Annotated in this window: 21 protein-coding genes; 11 read left to right on the top strand and 10 right to left on the bottom strand. The window is 67.3% G+C overall.

Translation table 11 applies throughout. The annotated features are described in order from the left end of the window. Positions 1 to 38 precede the first annotated feature (38 nt). Genes AU198_RS08160 through AU198_RS08150 form a run of 3 tightly spaced genes read left to right on the top strand, consistent with a single transcriptional unit; the run spans position 39 to position 3255 of the window. Positions 39 to 1250 (top strand): PP2C family protein-serine/threonine phosphatase, encoded by a 1212-nt coding sequence (locus tag AU198_RS08160; protein ID WP_082690921.1) that lies wholly within the window; start codon positions 39 to 41, stop codon positions 1248 to 1250. After that, the gene (locus AU198_RS08155) at positions 1247 to 2818 is read left to right on the top strand and encodes a sensor histidine kinase (RefSeq protein WP_064347423.1); all 1572 of its coding nucleotides are present in this window, start codon (positions 1247 to 1249) and stop codon (positions 2816 to 2818) included. Before AU198_RS08160 ends, AU198_RS08155 begins: the two co-directional genes overlap by 4 nt. After that, positions 2815 to 3255, top strand: coding sequence for a response regulator (locus tag AU198_RS08150; protein WP_064347421.1), 441 nt, complete (start codon positions 2815 to 2817; stop codon positions 3253 to 3255). Before AU198_RS08155 ends, AU198_RS08150 begins: the two co-directional genes overlap by 4 nt. Here AU198_RS08150 and AU198_RS08145 read toward each other — a convergent pair. Together AU198_RS08145 and AU198_RS08140 are read right to left on the bottom strand one after the other, a co-directional pair. Beyond that, the gene (locus tag AU198_RS08145; RefSeq protein WP_064347418.1) at positions 3228 to 3677 is read right to left on the bottom strand and encodes an ATP-binding protein; all 450 of its coding nucleotides are present in this window, start codon (positions 3675 to 3677) and stop codon (positions 3228 to 3230) included. The two genes, AU198_RS08150 and AU198_RS08145, sit on opposite strands and share 28 nt — an antisense overlap. Positions 3678 to 3839: 162 nt before the next feature. Continuing rightward, on the bottom strand, positions 3840 to 4211 hold the full coding sequence (locus tag AU198_RS08140; protein ID WP_064347416.1) for a hypothetical protein: 372 nt from the start codon (positions 4209 to 4211) through the stop codon (positions 3840 to 3842). 57 nt (positions 4212 to 4268) lie between these two features. Here AU198_RS08140 and AU198_RS08135 point away from each other — a divergent pair, with 57 nt between their 5' ends. Beyond that, a complete protein-coding gene (locus tag AU198_RS08135) occupies positions 4269 to 4607 on the top strand; it encodes a DUF732 domain-containing protein (RefSeq protein ID WP_064347413.1) in 339 nt (112 codons plus the stop codon). A 54-nt stretch (positions 4608 to 4661) separates the two neighbouring features. Here the strand turns inward: AU198_RS08135 and AU198_RS08130 are convergent, their stop codons facing one another. Then, positions 4662 to 5126: a lipoprotein LpqH gene (locus AU198_RS08130; protein WP_064347411.1), complete on the bottom strand. Its 465-nt coding sequence runs from the start codon at positions 5124 to 5126 to the stop codon at positions 4662 to 4664. A gap of 118 nt (positions 5127 to 5244) precedes the next feature. Then, positions 5245 to 5703: a lipoprotein LpqH gene (locus tag AU198_RS08125; RefSeq protein ID WP_064347409.1), complete on the bottom strand. Its 459-nt coding sequence runs from the start codon at positions 5701 to 5703 to the stop codon at positions 5245 to 5247. A gap of 17 nt (positions 5704 to 5720) precedes the next feature. On the opposite strand from AU198_RS08125, the gene tgt reads away from it, so the two are divergent. Beyond that, on the top strand, positions 5721 to 6995 hold the full coding sequence (gene tgt / locus AU198_RS08120; protein ID WP_064347407.1) for a tRNA guanosine(34) transglycosylase Tgt: 1275 nt from the start codon (positions 5721 to 5723) through the stop codon (positions 6993 to 6995). Positions 6996 to 7064: 69 nt separating this feature from the next. Beyond that, on the top strand, positions 7065 to 8270 hold the full coding sequence (locus AU198_RS08115) for a saccharopine dehydrogenase family protein (RefSeq protein WP_064347405.1): 1206 nt from the start codon (positions 7065 to 7067) through the stop codon (positions 8268 to 8270). 121 nt (positions 8271 to 8391) lie between these two features. On the opposite strand, the gene gluQRS is transcribed toward AU198_RS08115, so the two are convergent. Next, on the bottom strand, positions 8392 to 9261 hold the full coding sequence (gene gluQRS / locus AU198_RS08110) for a tRNA glutamyl-Q(34) synthetase GluQRS (protein ID WP_197416062.1): 870 nt from the start codon (positions 9259 to 9261) through the stop codon (positions 8392 to 8394). Between the two features lie 269 nt (positions 9262 to 9530). Between gluQRS and AU198_RS08105 the strand changes: the two genes are divergently transcribed. Further along, on the top strand, positions 9531 to 10853 hold the full coding sequence (locus AU198_RS08105; RefSeq protein ID WP_231744609.1) for an MFS transporter: 1323 nt from the start codon (positions 9531 to 9533) through the stop codon (positions 10851 to 10853). Position 10854: 1 nt separating this feature from the next. Here AU198_RS08105 and AU198_RS08100 read toward each other — a convergent pair whose 3' ends face one another. Continuing rightward, positions 10855 to 12135, bottom strand: coding sequence for an aspartate aminotransferase family protein (locus AU198_RS08100; RefSeq protein ID WP_064347399.1), 1281 nt, complete (start codon positions 12133 to 12135; stop codon positions 10855 to 10857). Between the two features lie 57 nt (positions 12136 to 12192). On the opposite strand from AU198_RS08100, the gene AU198_RS08095 reads away from it, so the two are divergent. Beyond that, positions 12193 to 13650 carry an NAD-dependent succinate-semialdehyde dehydrogenase gene (locus tag AU198_RS08095; protein WP_064347398.1) on the top strand — a complete coding sequence of 486 codons (1458 nt, stop codon included), beginning with the start codon at positions 12193 to 12195 and terminating at the stop codon, positions 13648 to 13650. A gap of 3 nt (positions 13651 to 13653) precedes the next feature. Here AU198_RS08095 and AU198_RS08090 read toward each other — a convergent pair whose 3' ends face one another. The 3 genes from AU198_RS08090 to AU198_RS08080 are packed head-to-tail and all read right to left on the bottom strand — an operon-like array spanning position 13654 to position 15821. Further along, positions 13654 to 14313: a GntR family transcriptional regulator gene (locus AU198_RS08090; protein WP_064347396.1), complete on the bottom strand. Its 660-nt coding sequence runs from the start codon at positions 14311 to 14313 to the stop codon at positions 13654 to 13656. After that, positions 14310 to 15029, bottom strand: coding sequence for a maleate cis-trans isomerase family protein (locus tag AU198_RS08085; RefSeq protein WP_197416061.1), 720 nt, complete (start codon positions 15027 to 15029; stop codon positions 14310 to 14312). Before AU198_RS08085 ends, AU198_RS08090 begins: the two co-directional genes overlap by 4 nt. Positions 15030 to 15083: 54 nt before the next feature. Continuing rightward, positions 15084 to 15821 (bottom strand): maleate cis-trans isomerase family protein, encoded by a 738-nt coding sequence (locus tag AU198_RS08080; protein WP_197416060.1) that lies wholly within the window; start codon positions 15819 to 15821, stop codon positions 15084 to 15086. A gap of 158 nt (positions 15822 to 15979) precedes the next feature. Here AU198_RS08080 and AU198_RS08075 point away from each other — a divergent pair, with 158 nt between their 5' ends. From AU198_RS08075 to AU198_RS08065, 3 genes are read left to right on the top strand one after another with little or no spacing between them, the layout of a single operon-like run. Then, the gene (locus AU198_RS08075) at positions 15980 to 16957 is read left to right on the top strand and encodes a D-2-hydroxyacid dehydrogenase (RefSeq protein WP_064347537.1); all 978 of its coding nucleotides are present in this window, start codon (positions 15980 to 15982) and stop codon (positions 16955 to 16957) included. After that, positions 16954 to 18357 (top strand): amidase, encoded by a 1404-nt coding sequence (locus AU198_RS08070; RefSeq protein WP_064347395.1) that lies wholly within the window; start codon positions 16954 to 16956, stop codon positions 18355 to 18357. The genes AU198_RS08075 and AU198_RS08070 overlap by 4 nt, the downstream gene beginning before the upstream one ends. Then, positions 18354 to 18860, top strand: coding sequence for a DUF3830 family protein (locus tag AU198_RS08065; RefSeq protein ID WP_064347392.1), 507 nt, complete (start codon positions 18354 to 18356; stop codon positions 18858 to 18860). Before AU198_RS08070 ends, AU198_RS08065 begins: the two co-directional genes overlap by 4 nt. A gap of 11 nt (positions 18861 to 18871) precedes the next feature. Here AU198_RS08065 and AU198_RS08060 read toward each other — a convergent pair whose 3' ends face one another. Then, on the bottom strand, positions 18872 to 19297 hold the full coding sequence (locus AU198_RS08060) for a hypothetical protein (protein WP_064347390.1): 426 nt from the start codon (positions 19295 to 19297) through the stop codon (positions 18872 to 18874). Between the last annotated feature and the right edge of the window lie 33 nt (positions 19298 to 19330).

Here is a 19330-nt window from a genome sequence, read left to right as displayed (position 1 = left end):
CGAGGCGACCGCGGTGACCAAACCGAGAGAATTGGTATATGCGCGCGCTTCATGACCAGGACCCCTCGGCCTCGGCCGGTGGTAGTGCTCGGCTTCGCCCTTTTTCGGTGCTGCTTGTCGAGGACGACCGCGGTGACGCCATCCTGGTCGAGGAGTTGATCGCCGACGCCGACGCCAACATCAGCGTCGTGTGGGCACCCTCGATGGAGGACGCCGAACAGCATCTCGAGGTTTCCCGCCCCGACTGCGTGCTGCTGGATTTGAACCTTCCCGACGCCGACGGCATCAAGGCCCTCGACCGCGTGGCCAGGCGCGACATCACGATGCCGATCGTCGTGTTGACCGGCCTCAACGACGAGCACTTCGGCATCTCGGCCGTCGCCGCCGGCGCCCAGGACTACCTCGTCAAGGGTCGTGTCGAACCCGAGACGCTCCGTCGCGCGCTGCTCTACGCGGTGGAGCGTAAACGCGCGGAGCTGACATCGGTGGAATTGCACGCCAGCGAGCTGCGCGCGATGGAAAACGCTCGCCTCGAACGTGGCCTCCTGCCGTCGCCGCTGCTCTTGGACCAACCCGGAATCGACATCGTCGCCGAGTACCGGCCCAGCCGTCAGCACGCACTTCTCGGCGGTGACTTCTACGACTTCGTGCAGACGCCCGACCGCACACTGCACGTGATGGTCGGTGACGTGGCCGGACACGGACCCGACGAGGCAGCGCTCGGCGTGGCGCTGCGGATCGGCTGGCGCGCGCTGACGTTCGCCGGGTTGCGGGGCAACGAACGCATGCGCCAGTTGGAACGGATCCTGAGCACCGAACGGCCGGGATCGAGCATCTTCGCGACGGTGATCAGCGTCGCGATGTCCACGGACAACCTCAGCTTCAACGTCGTCTCGGCCGGTCATCCGGGCATGTTGTTGCACGGAAAGAACACCGTGGAGTGGCTCGAACCGCGGGTCGGCCCTGCGCTCGGTCTGTACGGCCACGAGTGGCCGCTGAACCTCTTCGAACTGCCGCCGGGGTACGGCCTGGTGCTGCTGACCGACGGATTGTTCGAGGGTCGCTCCGGTCGCGGAACCGAACGCCTCGGCGAGGCGGGACTGCTCGAAGTGGCCAGGGGCTACGCGCACCTTCCCGGTCGCGAGTTCGTCACCGCCCTGATCGACGACGTCGAGCGCCGCGCGCAATCGGTCGGCGGCATCAGCGACGACATCGCGGTGGTGCGGGTGGAGCGGACACTCACCGGATGAGAGCACGCCTGACGGTTCAGGGCTGGCAGAATCTCGTGCTGTCCTTGATGGGCGTGGTGGTCATCGGTGGCGCGATCGTCGGCGCCCTGCTGTTGAACCGGACCGACGAAGTCTCGCGCGAGCTGAACCTGGGCATCCAGCCCGCCCGCGTGGCGGCCTATCAACTGCAGGCGGCCCTACGCGACCAGGAGACGGCCGTCCGCGGATATGCCATCGCCGCCGATCTCCAATTCCTCGACCCCTACTTCGAGGGCCAGCAGGTCCAAAATGAGGCGGCGCGCCAGATCCGCGACGGGATCGGCCACCGGGAGAAGCTCCTCGGCGACCTGGAGGCGATCGAAAACGCCGCGGCCGAGTGGCGCTCGACCTACGCCGACCCGCTGATCGCCTCGGTGACACCCGGGGTGCCGAAGGTTCTGGACGCCGCCACCGCCCAGCGGGGAAAAGAGGGGTTCGACGAGCTGCGCGTGCTGTTCGACGCTCAGAACCGCGATCTGGCACAGGCCCGCCAGGATGCGGTCGACGAGCTCGCCTCGGTTCAGACCTGGCGAGACACGCTGTTGATCGCGATCGTCGTGGCGTTCCTCGTCGCGGGGATTGTGCTCGCGGTGCTGGTCCGCAAGGCCGTCACGCGGCCACTGGAGCGGCTGGCTGCGGCGTGCCGCAGGATCACCGAGGGCAACTTCGACGAGAAGATCTCGGTGAACGGCCCGCGCGACATCCAAGCCATCGCGTCGGATGTGGAGGACATGAGGCAACGCATCGTCGACGAGCTGGCGGCGTCGCGGTCGGCCAGGGAGCAGCTCGGCGAGCAGGCGCTGGAACTGCAACGGTCGAACGCCGAACTGGAACAGTTCGCCTATGTCGCGTCACACGACCTGCAGGAGCCGCTGCGCAAGGTGGCCTCGTTTTGCCAGCTGATCGAGAAGCGCTACGGCGACAAGCTCGACGAGCGCGGCGTCGAATACATCCGCTTCGCGGTCGACGGCGCCAAGCGCATGCAGGTGCTGATCAACGACCTGCTCACGTTCTCCCGCGTCGGCAGGCTCAGCGCGACCGAAACCGACGTCGACCTCGATGCCGTGCTGGCCGACGCGATCGAGAACCTGGCCGCCTCGATCGAGGAATCGGGCGCCGAGGTGGTCCGTACGGGAGAGCCGCTGCCCACCGTCAAGGGCGACCCGACGCTGCTGACGATGCTGTGGCAGAACCTGATCGGCAACGCGGTGAAGTTTCGCAGACCCGACGCCACGCCGCGAATCGTCATCGACTGCGCGGTCGGCGACGGCACACGTGAGGGCTCCTGGGTGTTCACGGTCACCGACAACGGGATCGGCATACCCGAGGAGTTCGCCGAGAAGGTCTTCGTGATCTTTCAGCGGCTGCACGGCCGCGAGGTCTACACCGGAACGGGGATCGGCCTCGCGCTGTGCAAGAAGATTGTCGAGCACCACGGCGGTAACATCTGGATCGACACCGGCCACGCCGAGGGCACCAGGTTCCGCTTCACCATTCCCTGCGTCGTCGACGACCCCGTCGAGGCCGAAATGGAAGGATCAACTGCATGACACTGGACGGCCGGGCGATCGACGTGTTGCTCGTCGAGGACGACCCGGGTGACGAACTGATCACCCGAGAAGCTTTCGAGCACAACAAGATCAAGAACACCCTGCACGTCGCGCACGACGGCGAGGAGGGGCTCGACTTCCTCTACCGCCGAGGCAAGTACGCCGACGCGCCGCGCCCCGACCTGATCCTGCTCGATTTGAACCTGCCGAAATACGACGGCAGACAATTGCTCGAGCAGATCAAGTCCGACGCAGACCTCAGCCACATCCCCGTCGTGGTGCTCACCACTTCGTCGGCAGAGGAAGACATCCTGCGCAGCTACAAGCTCCACGCCAACGCGTACGTCACCAAGCCCGTCGATCTGGACCAATTCATGAACGCCGTCCGCCAGATCGACGAGTTCTTCGTTCAGGTGGTTCGGCTGCCCAATTCTTGACCGCGGTCATCGGTGTCGGACATGTCGAAGTCGATGCGCACGGTGGTGCCCGACGTTGATCGCCTGACCTCCACGCCGTCGCCCACCGCGCGGATGATCGGCAGGCCGCGCCCGCGGGTCGTCGGCTCCGTGCTCGGGGTTCGCCACTGCCCGTGATCGGAGATACAGACCACTATCCGCCCGTCCTCGACGCTGGCTTCGACCACCATCACACCGTCGGAGCAGTCCTGGTAGGCGTGTTCGACGCAGTTGGTGGCGGCCTCGTTGACCGCGAGCACGATATCGGCGCCCACCACGTCGGGCACGCCGATCGGTTCCATCCATCCGAGGAGATTGCGACGAATCTGTGCCAGTCGATCTGCGGTGGCCGGGACCTCGATCCGCAGAGGGTCTGCCGGTCGCAGACGCACATCGATCACCACGCCCGTGGTTGTACCCCGCTTGCCCCGATTCCTCACGCATCCACGCACACGCGTTGGGTCTCAAAACAATAGCGAGGCGCAGATCACACCGGGAACGACGACGGCAGGCTCTCCGAAACCGGTGACGATGCCGAGACTTTCGCCTACGGCGCGTGCCGAGCGTCAGCCGTAGAAGATCACCTGGTAGTCGGGCGTCCACGCCCCGCCCTTGCAGCTCAGCGGAATGCCGTCGGGGGTCTGGGCCACCCCGGTCGCGTCACCGCACGGCAGACGGTTGGTGCGGACACCGACCAGCGGAGGCGACGAGACCCAGGTGCTGCGCGAGTTGCACGCCAGAGTGTTGCCTGAAGCGTCGATTCCGAAGTTGTAGCGGGTGTTCTGCACGCAGTGCGTGCCCTCCACCGCGCTGCGGTCGACGTAGGGAACACAGTCGGCGCCGTCGCAGTAGCCGGGCGACGCCGGCGCATTCGCGGCGGTCATCAGTGGTGCGGCGACGAATCCGCACGCGAGCGCGCCTGCAGCCATGAGCCTCATAGGTGGCTAGCCTAAGTGCCCCGCGTCGACGGTGGACACGGAATAGGCTCTTAAGCCATGAAGCCGGTGATGGTTACCCTGGTCGCCGCCGCGGGTGCGGCTGCGATGATCCCCGCTCCGACGGCAAACGCCGACGCGGTCGCATATCTGGTCAACGTGCACGTGCGACCGGGATACAACTTCCCCAACGCCGACGCCGCCATCGGCTACGGCAGGACGATCTGCGACCGGGTGGCGGGCAAGATGAGCTACGGCGAGCTGGTCAACCAGGTGACCGCCGACTTCCATACCGCCGACAAGTACCAGGGCATGTACCTGATCAATCAGGCAGTCAACGAGCTGTGCCCGGCGCAGATCTGGCAGCTGCGGCAGTCGGCGGCCGGCTACACCGGATGAAAAACGGCGGCGCCCCTGTCGGGGCGCCGCCTTCTTTCACGCTCGATCACCTGGCTACGGGCAGGTGACTTCGATCTCGAAAGGCTTGTTGACCGGCTGCAACGGGTTGGCCATGTCGACGCCTGTCGCGGTGCCGGAGATCTTGTAAGTCTTGCCGTCCTTCTCGGCCTTGGCTTCGCCCTGGCCGGCGCCGCTCTGATAGCCCAGCGTCACGCCGTTGACGTTGCCCAGGCCGACGGACTGCACGGTCGGCTCATCACCGGAGCTGACGACGGCACCAATGCCGGTGGTCGCGTCGCCGATCGCGATGTTCGTGTTACCGCCCATATCGCTGCACACCACGGTGCCCTGGACGGCCTGATCCTGACCATCGATCGTGACGGTGGTCTTACCCTCCGCGGATGCGGCCGTCGATGTCTCGCCCGATGTTTCGGACTTCTTGTCATCCGAGGAACAGCCGGACAGACTGGCGATGAGGATCGCCGCGCCGCCGACAGCGACCAGGAAACCACGCTTCACCCTGTTCTCCTTTGTGTGTGTGACCCGTCAAGATCGGATCATCAGAAAGCAGTATGGTTCGCGGCAAACCCGCCAACAGCGTTTCGGGCAAAAATTGATCATCTGCCCCAATGCCTGCTCAGCAGGACACCCGGATGCTGAAGGTGCCCGAAGCGCGGAAGCTGGGCTTGTCGGTGTTGAAGCCGTCGGCTGTCCCCGAGATGTCGTAGGTCCGGCCCGTCATGGTGATCTCGGCGGTGTCCGCCGTCCCGGACGCTGCGCCCACCCCGGCCGTGTAGCTGCCGGTGAAGCCGCCGACGTTGTTGATCCCGACCGACTCGACGGCCAGATCGTCCTTGTTCGAAACCATCGCGGTCACGCCCGATGTCTGGTCACCGGTGGTGATCGTGGTGAGGTAGCCGGTCGTGTCGCACTGCACCGTGTCGGTGGTGCCCGCGTCGTTGCCGTTGACCGTGATCTGTGCCGTACCCGCGACCAGTTCGCCCTTCGGCGGCGCGTAATCCGGGGGACTCGAACACGCGGCCGGCGCCAGCAAGATCGCGGCGGCACAGCACGTCAGCACCCACCGATTTCTCACAGTGCAGAATCTACGGCGTGGCCGTGCCGAAATCTCCAGCTCCGAAAGAGTCGTCGGCCCCGTTTTTCAGCGTCACCGCCCAATTGCGCGGCCGGGCCGGCCGCACCGGCGTCATCCGCACCCCGCACGGTGAGATACGCACCCCGGCGTTCATTCCGGTCGGCACGCAGGCGACCGTCAAGGCGGTGCTGCCCGAGACTATGAAAGAGCTTGGCGCCCAAGCTCTTCTGGCGAACGCCTATCACCTGTACCTGCAGCCCGGCCCGGACATCGTCGACGAGGCCGGCGGATTGTCGGTGTTCATGAACTGGCCGCGTCCGACGTTCACCGACAGCGGCGGCTTCCAGGTGTTGTCGCTGGGCGCGGGCTTTCGCAAAGTGCTCGCGATGGACGCCGAGCGCATCCAGGCCGACGACATCATCGCCGAAGGCAAGGAGCGACTGGCCGACGTCGACGACGACGGTGTGACGTTCCGATCGCACCTCGACGGATCCACCCACCGGTTCACCCCCGAGGTGTCGATCCGCATCCAGCATCAGCTCGGCGCCGACATCATCTTCGCTTTCGACGAGCTGACCACCCTGGTCAACACCCGCGGATACCAGGAGCGGTCGGTGCAGCGGACGCACGACTGGGCGGTGCGCTGTCTGGCCGAACACCGGCGGCAGCAAGCGGCGCGGCCGGACAAGCCGAGGCAGGCGTTGTTCGGGATCGTGCAGGGTGCGCAGTACGAAGACCTGCGACGGCAGGCGGCCCGGGGGCTGGTGTCGATCGGCGAAGACGCCGGGCCCGCCGAAGGCTTGGGGTTCGACGGGTACGGCATCGGCGGCGCCCTGGAGAAGCAGAACCTGGCCACCATCGTCGGGTGGGTGGTCGACGAACTGCCCGTCGACAAACCCCGTCACCTACTGGGCATCAGCGAGCCCGACGATCTGTTCGACGCGATCGCCGCGGGTGCCGACACGTTCGACTGCGTGTCCCCGTCGCGGGTCGCCCGCAACGCCGCGGTGTACTCGACCACCGGCCGCTTCAACATCACCAATGCTCGGTTCCGCCGGGACTTCGCCCCGATCGACGCCGAGTGCGACTGCTACACATGCGCCCACTACACCCGGGCCTACATTCATCACCTGTTCAAGGCCAAGGAGATCCTGTCGGCGACGCTGTGCACCATTCACAACGAGCGGTTCGTGGTGCGGCTGGTCGACCGCATCCGCGCGGCCATCGAAGCGAATGAGTTCGATGAGCTTCGCGCCGATGTCCTCGGCAGGTACTACTCAACCAGTACCTGATCGACGGTTTCGATGCAGTAACCGTCGCTGCGCGGTCGGATTCTCCTCGAATCCCGTACTTTCTAGGCCATGCGGATTCTGCTGATCGGTGCCGGCGGTGTGGGCGCGGCCTTCTGCTCGATCGCGACACGGCGCGACTTCTTCGAGACGGTGGTCGTCACCGACTACGACGAGGCTCGCGCCCGGCGGGCCGCCGACGCGGTCGGCGATGCGCGGTTTGTCTCCGCGCGGATCGACGCCACTTCCGCCGACGCCGTCGCCGAGTTGATCCGCACCCACCGGATCACCCATGTGATGAACGCCGTCGACCCGCGATTCGTGATGCCGATCTTCGAGGGCGCGTTGGCCGGTGGCGCCGACTACCTCGACATGGCGATGAGCCTGTCGCAGCGACACCCGGAGCAGCCGTACGCGCTCACCGGAATCAAGCTCGGCGACGAGCAGTTCGCCGCCGAGCAGCGCTGGCGCGACGCCGGTCGGCTCGCCCTAGTCGGCATCGGGGTCGAGCCCGGGCTCTCGGACGTGTTCGCGCGCTACGCCGCCGACCATCTGTTCGCCGAGATCGACGAGCTCGGCACCCGCGACGGGTCGAACCTGACTGTCGATGGTTACGACTTCGCGCCGTCGTTCTCGATCTGGACCACCATCGAGGAGTGCCTCAACCCGCCGGTGATCTGGGAGGCCGACCGGGGCTGGTTCACCACCGAACCCTTCAGCGAGCCGGAGGTTTTCGACTTTCCCGACGGCATCGGCCCGGTCGAGTGTGTGAACGTCGAGCACGAGGAGGTGCTGCTGATGCCGCGCTGGGTCAAATGCAAACGCGCGACGTTCAAGTACGGGCTCGGGGAGGAGTTCATCGGCGTCCTCAAGACCCTGCACAAGCTTGGGCTCGACCGCACGGAGAAGGTCAGTGTCGGAGGCGTCGAGGTCAGCCCCCGCGACGTGGTGGCCGCGTGCCTGCCCGATCCGGCCACCCTCGGGCCGAAGATGCGCGGGAAGACATGCGCCGGCCTGTGGGTGACGGGGACGGGCACGGACGGCAACCCGCGCTCGACCTACCTGTATCACGTCGTCGACAACGAATGGTCGATGGCCGAATACGGGCATCAATGCGTGGTTTGGCAGACCGCGATCAATCCGGTTGTCGCACTCGAACTCCTGGCAAACGGCGCCTGGAGTGGAAGTGGTGTGCTCGGCCCCGAGGCCTTCGACGCGGTGCCGTTCCTGGAGCTGTTGACGGCCTACGGCTCACCGTGGGGACACCGAGACATCTAGCGCGAACGTGGCTTACCCGCACGCTTCGCGGCGGGTAAGCGTGTGTCGATCCCACACTCGGCGCGGTAGGTTAGCGGCGGCGCGGTCGGTGGGCGGCGGCGCGGTAGGTTAGCGGCGGCGATCAGTCGGGCCGGTAGATCCACGGGGTGCGCGGAAGCGCGGATGGATCGAACTCGGCGAGCATTCCGTCGACGTCGCGAGCCCGCCAGCCCAACGATTCGCTGATCTGGGCGAGCGCGCGCGGCACGCCGATCTCGGCCAGGGTCACGGCTCCGTCCCGTTTGGCCAGCCGGGCGCCGTCCTCGTTGAGTACCAGTGCGACATGGGCGTACACGGGCTCGGCGTAGCCCAGCATCCGCGCCAGATATGCCTGCCGCGGCGATGAGGGCAGCAGGTCGTCCCCTCGCACCACCTGGTCGACACCCCGGGCGGCGTCATCGACGACGACCGCAAGGTTGTAGGCGGGCACACCGTCGCCGCGGCGCACCACGAAGTCGTCGACGATGCCGGTGTAGTCGCCGTGCAGTACGTCGTGGACGGTGTGAACGATCGCGTCGGTGCGCAGCCGCAGCGCGGGCGGGCGGCCGGTCTCGGCTCGCCGCGTGGCGCGTTCGGCGTCGGTGAGTTCGCGGCACGTGCCCGGGTAGGCCCCCTGCGGCGCGTGCGGCGCCCGCGGAGCCTGCGCGATATCCTTTCGGCTGCAATAGCATTCGTAGAGGAGACCACGCCCGGCCAACGTGGCGATCGCGACGTCGTAGCGCTCGGGGTGCTCGGACTGCCACTCGACGTCCTCCCAGGTCAATCCGATCGCCGCGAGGTCTTCCAGTTGTCGCCGGCCGATGTCGGCGAAGGTGCGGTCGTCGAGGTCGTCGACGCGCATGACGAATCGTCGGCCGGTGGAGCGGGCGAACAACCAGGCCAGTATCGCGGTGCGCAGGTTTCCGATGTGCAGGTCCGCCGAGGGGCTCGGGGCGAACCTGCCTGCATTCATCACCGCAATCTAACCGCCAGGTGTCCGGCACTGCGGTGTGCACTCACCCCGGACGCCCTTTACACCGGTCATCCTTCGTGCAATGTGGGTATCCCCCGACGTGCGCTGGTAATTTGCCTGTGCACCGAGAAACACGGCCCACGCCGGCGCTCGCCGTGCAGGCGTCCCAAGGGTCGTGCCCGACGGACGCTAGGAGGCCGCACGTGGACCCCGATGGTTCCACCAGCCCGCAGGACGATACCGAGAAGGACTCACCCTCGTCGGGTGACGTGAAGAAGGCGATCGCGGCCTCGGCCGTCGGCAACTACACCGAATGGTTCGACTACGGGCTCTACGCCTATGGGGTCTCCTACATCTCGACGGCCATCTTCCCGGGTGACGGGACGACCGCGACGCTGTTGGCTCTTATGACGTTCGCCGTCTCCTTCCTGGTCCGCCCTCTCGGTGGCTTCGTCTGGGGCCCGCTGGGCGACCGTCTCGGGCGGCGTCGGATCTTGGCCATCACGATCCTGGTGATGGCCGGTGCGACGCTGTGCGTGGGGCTCGTTCCGAGTTACGCCACGATCGGGATCTGGGCGCCGGTGCTGATGGTGATCCTGCGGATGATCCAGGGCTTCTCGACGGGCGGGGAGTACGGCGGCGCCGCCACGTTCATGGCCGAGTACGCGCCCACCCGCCGTCGCGGCGTGCTGGGCAGCTTCCTCGAATTCGGCACCCTGGCCGGCTTCTCGACGGGAGCCCTTCTGATGCTCGGGTTCTCGCTGATCTTGTCCGACGACCAGATGGACGTGTGGGGTTGGCGGCTGCCGTTCCTGATCGCCGCCCCCCTCGGCCTGATAGGGCTCTACCTGCGCAGCCGGCTCGACGAGACGCCGGTCTTCAAGGAGCTCGAGAGAGAAGGGGAGCAGGAGACGAACATCTGGGCCGAGTTCAAGGACCTCATAACCCGGTACAGGGGGCCGATCCTGCGCCTGGGCGGTCTGGTGGTCGCGCTCAACGTCGTCAACTACACGCTGCTCACCTATATGCCCACCTATCTCGAGCAGTCGATCGGCCTGTCCACCGACATGTCGTTGGTCGTGCCGATCATCGGGATGCTGTCGATGATGATCTTCCTGCCGTTCGCCGGCCTCACCTCGGACCGCATCGGACGCAAACCGGTGTGGTGGATCTCGCTGATCGGGCTCTTCATCGCGGGAATCCCGATGTTCATGCTGATGTCGACCGGGGTGATCGGGGCAGTCATCGGCTTCGCCGTGCTGGGTCTGCTCTATGTTCCGCAGCTTGCGACCATCTCGGCGACGTTCCCGGCGATGTTCCCGACACAGGTGCGCTACGCCGGATTTGCGATCGCCTACAACGTGTCGACCGCGCTCTTCGGAGGCACCGCCCCGGCGATCAACGACTGGTTGATCGGCGCGACGGGCGACAACCTCGTGCCGGCGTACTACATGATGGGCGCTTGCGTGATCGGGGCGATCGCATTGGTCAAGCTCCCCGAGACGGCCCGGTTCCCGATCAACGGCACCGAGATACCCGGAACCCCGAAGGCGCCGGCGCAGTTGGACTACGAACTCGAGGGCAGTCGCTGAGTCACAGAACGGCGTTCACCGCGTCGGACCAGATTCCCGCCGCCTGGTCGATCTGCTCTGCGGTCACGACGAGCGCCGGGATGAACCTGACGACCTGCCCCCAGGCGCCGCAGGTCAGCAGCAGCAGGCCGCGCCGGGCGGCCTCCTGCTGTACGGCCAGGGCAGTCGCCCCGTCGGGTCTGCCTGCCGCGTTGCGGAATTCGGCACCGAGCATCAGGCCGAGACCGCGCACGTCGGTGATCGCGTCGAACTTGTCGCCAACGGTTTGCAACGCCTCGCGCAACTGCGCCCCGCGTTCGGCGGCGTTGTCGACCAGTCGCTCGTCGGCGATCACGTCGAGGGTGGCCACGGCAGCCGCGCACGCCACCGCGTTGGCGCCGTATGTTCCGCCCTGGGAACCCGGCCACGCCCGCTCCATCAGCGCCGCCGGCGCCGCGATGCCCGACAGCGGGAAGCCCGACGCGAGGCCCTTGGCGGTGATCAGGATGTCGGCGCGCACACCCGAATCGCCGAAGAAGTGCTGACTGCCCCAGAACCGGCCGGTGCGCCCGAAGCCGGTCTGCACCTCGTCGACGACCAGCAGGATGCCGTGGGCGTCGGCGCGTTCGCGCAGCCCGGCGAAGAACCGCTCGTTGGCGGGCACGTAGCCGCCTTCCCCGAGCACGGGTTCGACGAAGAACGCCGCGGTGTCGGCGGGTGCGCTGACTGTCTGCAGGAGGTAGTCCAGCTGGGCCAGCGCGAAATCGGTGGCCTGCTCGACCGGCCAGCCGAAGTGGCCGGGGTCCGGGAACGGCGCCACGTGAACCCCGGCCATCAACGGGGCGAAGCCCGAGCGGAATTTGGTGCCGGAGGTCGTCATCGAGGCCGCTGCGACGGTGCGGCCGTGGAAGCCCCCGTGGAAGACGATGACGTTGGGGCGCGCGGTGGCCTGCCGGGAAAGCCGCAGTGCCGCCTCCACTGCTTCGCTTCCGGAGTTGGCGAAGAACAACCGGTCCAGCCCGGCCGGCAGCACCTCTCCCAGCCGTTCCACCAGGGTGAGCAGCGGCCGGTGCATGACGGTCGTGTACTGGCCGTGGATCAGCGTGGCGACCTGGCGCTGCGCGGCCGCCACCACCCTTGGATGACAGTGTCCGGTGCTGGTCACCCCGATGCCCGCGGTGAAGTCGAGGTAGGGACGGTCCTGCTCGTCGTAGAGCAGCACCCCTTCGCCACGGGCGGCGACGACGCCGGTGGCCTGTTTGAGGATCGAAGAGAGCTGCGGGGCTTCGGAGGCCGAGTTCATGCCATGATCGTCAGCGGTGCGCTGTAGATTGTCAACAATCCGACCAGGGAGGCGTGGGTGGATCGCGAGCGGCATGTGATCGAGGCGGTGGACAAGCGGCTGTTCGTCGACGGCAAGTGGATTGACGCGAGCGAGGGGCGCAGCTTCGACGTCATCGACCCGGCGACGGGGCGGACGCTGTGCGCGGTCGCCGACGCCACGCCCGGCGACGCGCGCGCGGCACTCGATGCGGCGGTCGCGGCCCAGCGCGAGTTCGCGGCGACGCCGCCGCGGGCGCGTGCCGACATGTTGATGGCCGCATTCGAGCTGCTGCACGCACGCGTCGACGACCTGGCACTGCTGATGACGCTGGAGATGGGCAAACCCCTCACCGAGGCGCGAGGTGAAATCGCCTACGCAGCAGAGTTTTTCCGCCATTTCGCCGAAGAGGCCACCCGAATCGACGGCGGCTATCAGACCGCACCCGCCGGTGGTGCCCGGTTCCTGATCACACGCCAGCCCGTCGGGCCCTGTCTGCTGATCACACCGTGGAACTTCCCGATGGCGATGGGCACCCGCAAGCTGGGACCCGCGATCGCCGCCGGTTGCACCAGCGTGATCAAGCCGGCGCACCAGACGCCGCTGACGATGTTGGCGCTGATGGGGATCCTCGAGGAGGCGGGTGTGCCTGCCGGCGCCGTCAACTGCATCACCGCGATGGACGCCAACGCGGTGATGGAACCCCTGATCCGCTCCGGACTGGCGCGCAAGCTGTCGTTCACCGGGTCGACCCGGGTGGGCCGGATCCTGCTCGAGCAGTGTGCGGAAAAAGTGTTGCGGACCTCGATGGAACTCGGCGGCAACGCCCCGTTCATCGTGTTCGCCGACGCTGATCTCGACGAGGCGGTCGACGGGGCGATGGCCGCCAAGATGCGCAACATGGGCGAGGCGTGCACGGCGGCGAACCGAATCTTCGTCCACGCCTCGGTGATCGACGAGTTCGGGCGCCGGTTGGCCGAGCGGATGGCGTCCTTGAATGTGGGTCGGGGCACCGAGGACGGCGTGAACGTCGGTCCGCTGGTCGACGCCGCCGCACTGCACAAGGTGCAGGCTCTGGTCGACGACGCGGTTGGTCGCGGCGCGCGCGTGCTGACGGGCGGTGCGGCGGCATCGCGTGACGGCTACTTCTACCCGCCGACCGTGCTGACTGGTGTGCCACGCGACGCGCGGATGTCGGGCGAGGAGATCTTCGGCCCAGTCGCGCCGCTGACCCCGTTCGAGACCGAGGAGGACGTCGTCGCCGCCGCGAACGACACCGAATACGGTTTGGTGGCCTACGTTTTCACCAATGACCTGCGGCGGGCCCTACGGGTCGCCGAGGCGTTGGAGACCGGCATGGTCGGCCTGAATCAGGGCGTGGTGTCCAACCCCGCCGCGCCGTTTGGGGGCGTCAAGCAGTCCGGGCTCGGCCGCGAAGGCGGTTCGGTGGGCATCGACGAGTTCCTGGAAACCAAGTACGTCGGCATCGCCCTGTGAGGTTCAGGCGCCGCGTGACACCCGCTCGACCAGCCGGTCGACCGCGTCCTCCATGTGAGCGATCAGCAGCTTGTCCGAAAGCTGCACATCACCGGCCCTGATCGCGCTGGCCAACGCGTGGTGCTCGACGACCCGGTCGTTGGGGTTGTCGTAGGTGTCGGCCAGCGCGTGCACACACATCCGCGTCTCCACGAGATACGTCTGATGCATCCGCGACAGCCGCTCGCTGCCCGCGAGTTCGACAAGGCGTTCGTGGAACCGGATGTCGGCCTCGCTGCCCTCGTCGACATCGCTGGCCGCGGCCATCTCCTCGACGATCGCCAGCAGCTCGTCGCCTGCGGTCACGTAGTCGCCCTGCAGGATCCGGCGGGTTGCGGCGCGTTCGATGGCCTCGCGCGCGAGGTACATGTCGGAGGCCACCGCGGGCGTCATGTCGATCACGAACACCCCGCGGTTGCGGATTGCGATCAGCAGACCCTCCTGGGTCAGCCGCTGCATCCCCTCGCGCAGTGGTCCGCGGCTGACACCGAGCTTGCGGGCCAGGTCGGCCTCGATCAGCTGGGTGCCCGGGGCCAACTCACCGTGCGCGATCGCCTGCCGGAGCTTGTCGGCGACGATGCTCGGCGTGGACTCCTGCTCCACCGGCGCGAGAAACCCGGTCACTGGGACTCCTCGAACAGCCGGCCCAGGCCCGCGAGCACGGGCACCGTTCCGGCGAGTTGCAGGCCCTTCCACACCGTCACCTGATTGGCGGTCAGCACCGGTTTGCCGACTGCGGCTTCGAGGCGATCGATGATCGCCAGGGTGTGCATCGCGGTGTCGGGAACCAATACCGCCTCCGCGTCAGGGTGATCGGCAGCGATGACCATCTGTTCCACCCGCTGCGGCTCCAGCGTCCCGACTTCGGCGGCGGTGATGATGCCGTGGCTTCCCATCGCGACCACCTCGATGCCGTCGGCGGACAGGAACCGCACGAAGTGCTCGGCGACGTCGTGCGGGTACGACGCGGCGACGGCGACGCGCCGGATGCCGAGGTGGCGCAGCGCGTCGACGAACGCAATCGAGGTGGATGACGCCGGAACACCCGCAGCCGCAGCGACTTTCGCGACTTGTTGGCGCGCACCCTCGGGACCGAACACGAAGCTGCCCGACGTGCACGCCCACATCACCGCCTGCGGGCGCGCCTCGGCGAGCCGGCGCACACCGTCGGCCAGTCGCTCGTGGCCACCGAGATCCAGCAGCGCGTCGACCCGGTGCGCGTCCTCACCGACCGAGGTAACGGCCACGGGCAGACGCAGCTCGCCGTCGACCCGGCCCTCGAGCGCGGGGAAGTCGTCCTCGGCGCTGTGCCCCGGATAGAGCAGTCCCACGGTCGCCATGACACCCTTTCGATCGCAGATTGTCGACAATGTTAACAACCGGCACCCCGGCAGCTACGCCTCGAACAGGCGTTGTCCCGGTCCCACGGCTTTGCGCCCGGCCACGCGCAGCGCCGCCCACATGGTCACCTGGTTGGCCGAGACGACCGGCTTTTGCAACTCGGCCTCGAGTTCGGCGATCAGGTCGTAGGTGGGCAGGTTCGTACAACTGATGACGATGGCCTCGGCATCCGCGACATCGGTGGCGCGGACCAACTCGGCGGTCCGCGAGTACGGCACCGACCAGATCTGCGAGGTGAGCCCCAGCCCCGAGGTGGCCACGACTTCGATACCGGCCTCCATGAGGTAGCTCGTCAGGCCGATCGTCAGGTCCGAGGTGTAGGGGGTGACGGTCGCCACGCGTCCGACGCCGAGGTGTCGCAGCGCCTCGAGCATCGATCCGCTGGTGGTCACCGCAGCCGGGGCGCCGGCCGCCCGCATCGCCGCGACCAGGGCGGCCTCCCCGGCCATCCCCTTGACGAAACTGCCCGCCGTGCACGCGTACGCGGTGACGATCGGGGACACAGCCAGGACGTTGGCCGCGCCCGCGATCACGTGTTCGGGGTCGGATATGTGCACTGCCATGTCGACGGTCACCGGCAAGGGGGCGTATCTGAGCCGCGTCACGTACAGGCTGACGTCGTCGGGCACCCAACGCCACAGTTCCCGGTCGAGCGCGAAGTCATATGGTGTTACGACGCCTATGCCTACCTGCTGCAATGGTGGGGGCGGCACCAATTCCCCGATCCTCATTTGCACAGTGTGAGGCCAGATGACCAAACCAGCAACAGATTGTTGACAATCCTACGGTGTGTCCCTAGCCTCGGGTCGTGCCAGGCCCCCGCGAGAGCGCGCATTTCGAGCCGTCGTCGCAGGTCACAGGTGATTCCACCCGACCGGTCGTCGCCGTCCTGTGCAAGAAGCCAACCGACCGCCCACCCGGTCTCGACGGGCTCGACATCGACTTCCGCTACTGCACCGCCGACGATCTCGCCGACGCCGTTCGTGGTGCCCGTGCGCTGCTGCTGTGGGACTTCTTCTCGACCGCAGTACGCGACGTGTGGCATGAGGCCCGCGGGTTGGAGTGGATCCACGTCACCGCGGCGGGCGTCGACACGTTGCTCTTCGCCGAACTCCGGGATTCCGACGTGGTGGTGACCAACGCTCGCGGCGTGTTCGACCGTCCGATCGCCGAGTACGTGCTGGGCGCGCTGCTCGCCCACGCCAAGGACAGCTGCACCAGCTTCGCCCTGCAACGCGAGCATCGGTGGCAACACCGCGAGACTCGGGCGATCGCCGGTGCCCGTGCGCTCGTCGTCGGCACGGGCAGCATCGGTCGGGAGATCGCGCGACTGCTGCGGGTGGTGGGCATGCGGGTGCGCGGGGCGGGTCGGGTGGCCAGGGCGGACGACCCCGACTTCGGCGACGTGGTCGCCAGCGCTGACTTGGCCGATGAGGTCGGCTGGTGCGATCACCTGGTGCTCGCTGCGCCGCTGACGAACTCGACGCGCGGCCTGGTGGACGCCTCGGTGCTGTCGGCGATGAAGCCCGACGCACATCTGGTCAACATCGGGCGCGGACCGTTGGTGGATGAATCGGCACTGCTTTCGGCGTTGCGCGACAACCGGATTGGCGGTGCGACGCTGGACGTCTTCGACACCGAACCGCTGCCGCCGGATCATCCGCTGTGGGACGCTCCCAACGTGACGATCACCGCACACATGGCCGGTGACGTTGTCGGTTGGCGCGAAGCCCTCGCCGAGCAATTCGCCGACAACGCGCGGCGCTGGCTGGCAGGTGCTCCCTTGGCGAACGTGGTGGACAAGAGACTCGGCTACGTACCCGGCGGAGCCCGGAGGGCGACGACGTCCGCGCAGGGCCCCCGATGATCCCGACCGCCGCCGAACTGGTCCGGGGCTACCGCGACAAGACCATCTCTCCGGTCGAGGCCACCCAGGAGGCGCTGGCCGCGATCGACGCCTACAACGGTGCGGTCAACGCCTACGTGCTCGTCGACCCCGAGGGGGCGCTGGCCGCGGCGCGGGCTTCGGAAGCGCGCTGGCACGCCGGGCAGCCGCTCGGGCCCGGGGACGGCGTGCCGACATCGATCAAGGACGCGCTGTGGACGAAGGGATGGCCGACGCTGCGGGGCAGTTGGCTGATCGACGAGCCCGGACCGTGGGACGAGGACGCGCCCTGCACGGCGAGGCTTCGCGAGACCGGAGCCGTACTGCTCGGCAAGACCACGACACCGGAGTACTCCTGGAAAGGCGTCACCGATTCACCGCGCTTCGGAGTGACCGGAAATCCGTGGGACCCCACCAAGACCGCTGGCGGTTCGAGCGGCGGCAGCGCCGCGGCGGTCGGTCTGGGCATGGGTGTGTGGTCCGTCGGCACCGACGCGGGGGGATCGGTGCGGATCCCGGCGGGGTTCACCGGAACCGTCGCGCTCAAGCCCACCTACGGCCTGATACCGCACTATCCGCCCAGCCCGTTCGGCACGCTGGCTCACCCCGGCCCGATGACCAGGACCGTCGTCGACACCGCCGCGCTGATGGACGTGATCACCGGTTTCGATGCCCGGGACTGGTCGGCGATGCCCACACCCCGTGAGTCGTTCTTGACCGGACTCGACGACGGCATCGCCGGCCTGCGGGTGGCGTTCTCCCCGAGGCTGGGCTACGTGCGCAACGATCCGGAGGTCGATGCGGCCGTGCGCGCCGCGGTGACGGTGTTATCCGATGCGGGTGCCCGGGTCGAGGAGGTCGACCCCGGGTTCGCCGATCCGATCGAGGCCTTCCACGTCCTGTGGTTCGCAGGTGCGGCGAAGGTGTTGGAGGCCTATGGCGAAGCGGTCGACGACCGGGTCGACGCGGGGTTGCGCCGGATCGCTGCGGTGGGGGCGTCGTTTTCCGCGTCGGACTACCTCGACGCGACGGCCGTGCGCATGCACCTGGGGCAGGCGATGGGCCGGTTCCACGAAACCTACGACGTGCTGATCACGCCGACGCTTCCGCTACCGGCGTTCAGCGTCGGTCGCGACGTACCCGAGGGCTGGCGGTCGCATTACTGGGCGAGTTGGACGCCATACACGTACCCGTTCAACATGACTCAGCAGCCCGCGTTGAGCGTGCCGTGCGGATTCACCGCGGCAGGCCTGCCGATCGGGCTGCAGATCGTCGGCCCCCGGCACGCCGATGCGTTGGTGCTGCGGGTGGGCCGCACCCACGAAATGGCCACCGACTGGCACCGTCGCACACCGGCGTTGACAACACAAGGAGTTCGATGAGCAGGCTGATCACCGTGTCCCTCGACAAGCGCGGCGTCAGCTGCATTGCCCGCATGCTCGACGATGCGGCGCCCCGCACCTGCGCGGCGGTGTGGGACGCGCTGCCGCTTTCGTCTCAGGTATTCCACGGAAAATACGCTCGCAACGAGATCTACACGCTGCTACCAGAATTCGCGGCGAAGGACCCCGGCAAGGAGAACACCACGGTGACGCCCATCCCCGGTGACCTGTGCTGGTTCTCCTTCGACTCCGACCAACTGGGCAACCCCGCCTACGGCTACGAGAACACCACCGGCACAGGCACCACCGGAGCAATCGTCGACCTGGCGCTGTTCTACGGGCGCAACAACCTGCTCATCAACGGCGATCAGGGCTGGGTCCCGGGCAACGTGTTCGGCACCGTCATCGAAGGCCTCGAGGAGATGGCCGAGGCCTGCCAGGCCCTGTGGATGGGCGGCGTGCGTGGTGAAACGCTGAGTTTCCAACGCGCGACGCAGGATTGACGCACCAGCGGCTACAGCGGCTGCAGGCTTATCGGTTGTTCGGTCTGTCCGGGATTGGGGTCGTTGCACGTCCCGGGTTTCCAGGTGTAGCGAAGGTTGCCCGCCAAAGTCGCCGGATCGAACTCGTACGTCACGTCGGCCGGCCCGCTGCTGCCGTCGGCACACGGACGTCCGTTGAAGACATCGTGACGCTCGACGAGCCAAGGGCCGTCGGCCTGCCTGCTGATCTGCGCGATCAACCCGGTCGAACTCGAAATTGTTCCGCCGCAGAAACCTTCGGAGTTGCACTGAGTGGTGATCGACCACGTGTTCGAGGTTGCGCCGTTGATCAGACGGTACTCGCCCTCGAGCCGACCGTCCGCCCACGCGGGGGCCGCCGATCCGATCGCGGCACCGATGAGCAGCACCGCCGCCGCCGTTGCGCGTCTGATCGCCATGGGGGCAGCATCACACGTGAAGTGCCCGGACAT

Source organism: Mycobacterium sp. GA-1199, from assembly GCF_001500045.1.
Lineage (GTDB): Bacteria > Actinomycetota > Actinomycetes > Mycobacteriales > Mycobacteriaceae > Mycobacterium.
This window is presented reverse-complemented; position numbering and strand designations above follow the sequence as displayed.

What these genes read in the sequence shown, in the direction of transcription:
- AU198_RS08085 (WP_197416061.1), bottom strand. Translation starts at nt 15,029, where the DNA reads ATGGCGACCGTGGGACTGCTCTATCCGGGGCACAGCGCCGAGGACGAC.
- AU198_RS08150 (WP_064347421.1), top strand. Translation starts at nt 2,815, where the DNA reads ATGACACTGGACGGCCGGGCGATCGACGTGTTGCTCGTCGAGGACGAC.
- AU198_RS08115 (WP_064347405.1), top strand. Translation starts at nt 7,065, where the DNA reads ATGCGGATTCTGCTGATCGGTGCCGGCGGTGTGGGCGCGGCCTTCTGC.
- AU198_RS08155 (WP_064347423.1), top strand. Translation starts at nt 1,247, where the DNA reads ATGAGAGCACGCCTGACGGTTCAGGGCTGGCAGAATCTCGTGCTGTCC.
- AU198_RS08070 (WP_064347395.1), top strand. Translation starts at nt 16,954, where the DNA reads ATGATCCCGACCGCCGCCGAACTGGTCCGGGGCTACCGCGACAAGACC.
- AU198_RS08080 (WP_197416060.1), bottom strand. Translation starts at nt 15,821, where the DNA reads ATGAGGATCGGGGAATTGGTGCCGCCCCCACCATTGCAGCAGGTAGGC.
- AU198_RS08140 (WP_064347416.1), bottom strand. Translation starts at nt 4,211, where the DNA reads ATGAGGCTCATGGCTGCAGGCGCGCTCGCGTGCGGATTCGTCGCCGCA.
- AU198_RS08100 (WP_064347399.1), bottom strand. Translation starts at nt 12,135, where the DNA reads ATGAACTCGGCCTCCGAAGCCCCGCAGCTCTCTTCGATCCTCAAACAG.
- gluQRS (WP_197416062.1), bottom strand. Translation starts at nt 9,261, where the DNA reads ATGAATGCAGGCAGGTTCGCCCCGAGCCCCTCGGCGGACCTGCACATC.
- AU198_RS08065 (WP_064347392.1), top strand. Translation starts at nt 18,354, where the DNA reads ATGAGCAGGCTGATCACCGTGTCCCTCGACAAGCGCGGCGTCAGCTGC.
- AU198_RS08060 (WP_064347390.1), bottom strand. Translation starts at nt 19,297, where the DNA reads ATGGCGATCAGACGCGCAACGGCGGCGGCGGTGCTGCTCATCGGTGCC.
- AU198_RS08160 (WP_082690921.1), top strand. Translation starts at nt 39, where the DNA reads ATGCGCGCGCTTCATGACCAGGACCCCTCGGCCTCGGCCGGTGGTAGT.
- AU198_RS08135 (WP_064347413.1), top strand. Translation starts at nt 4,269, where the DNA reads ATGAAGCCGGTGATGGTTACCCTGGTCGCCGCCGCGGGTGCGGCTGCG.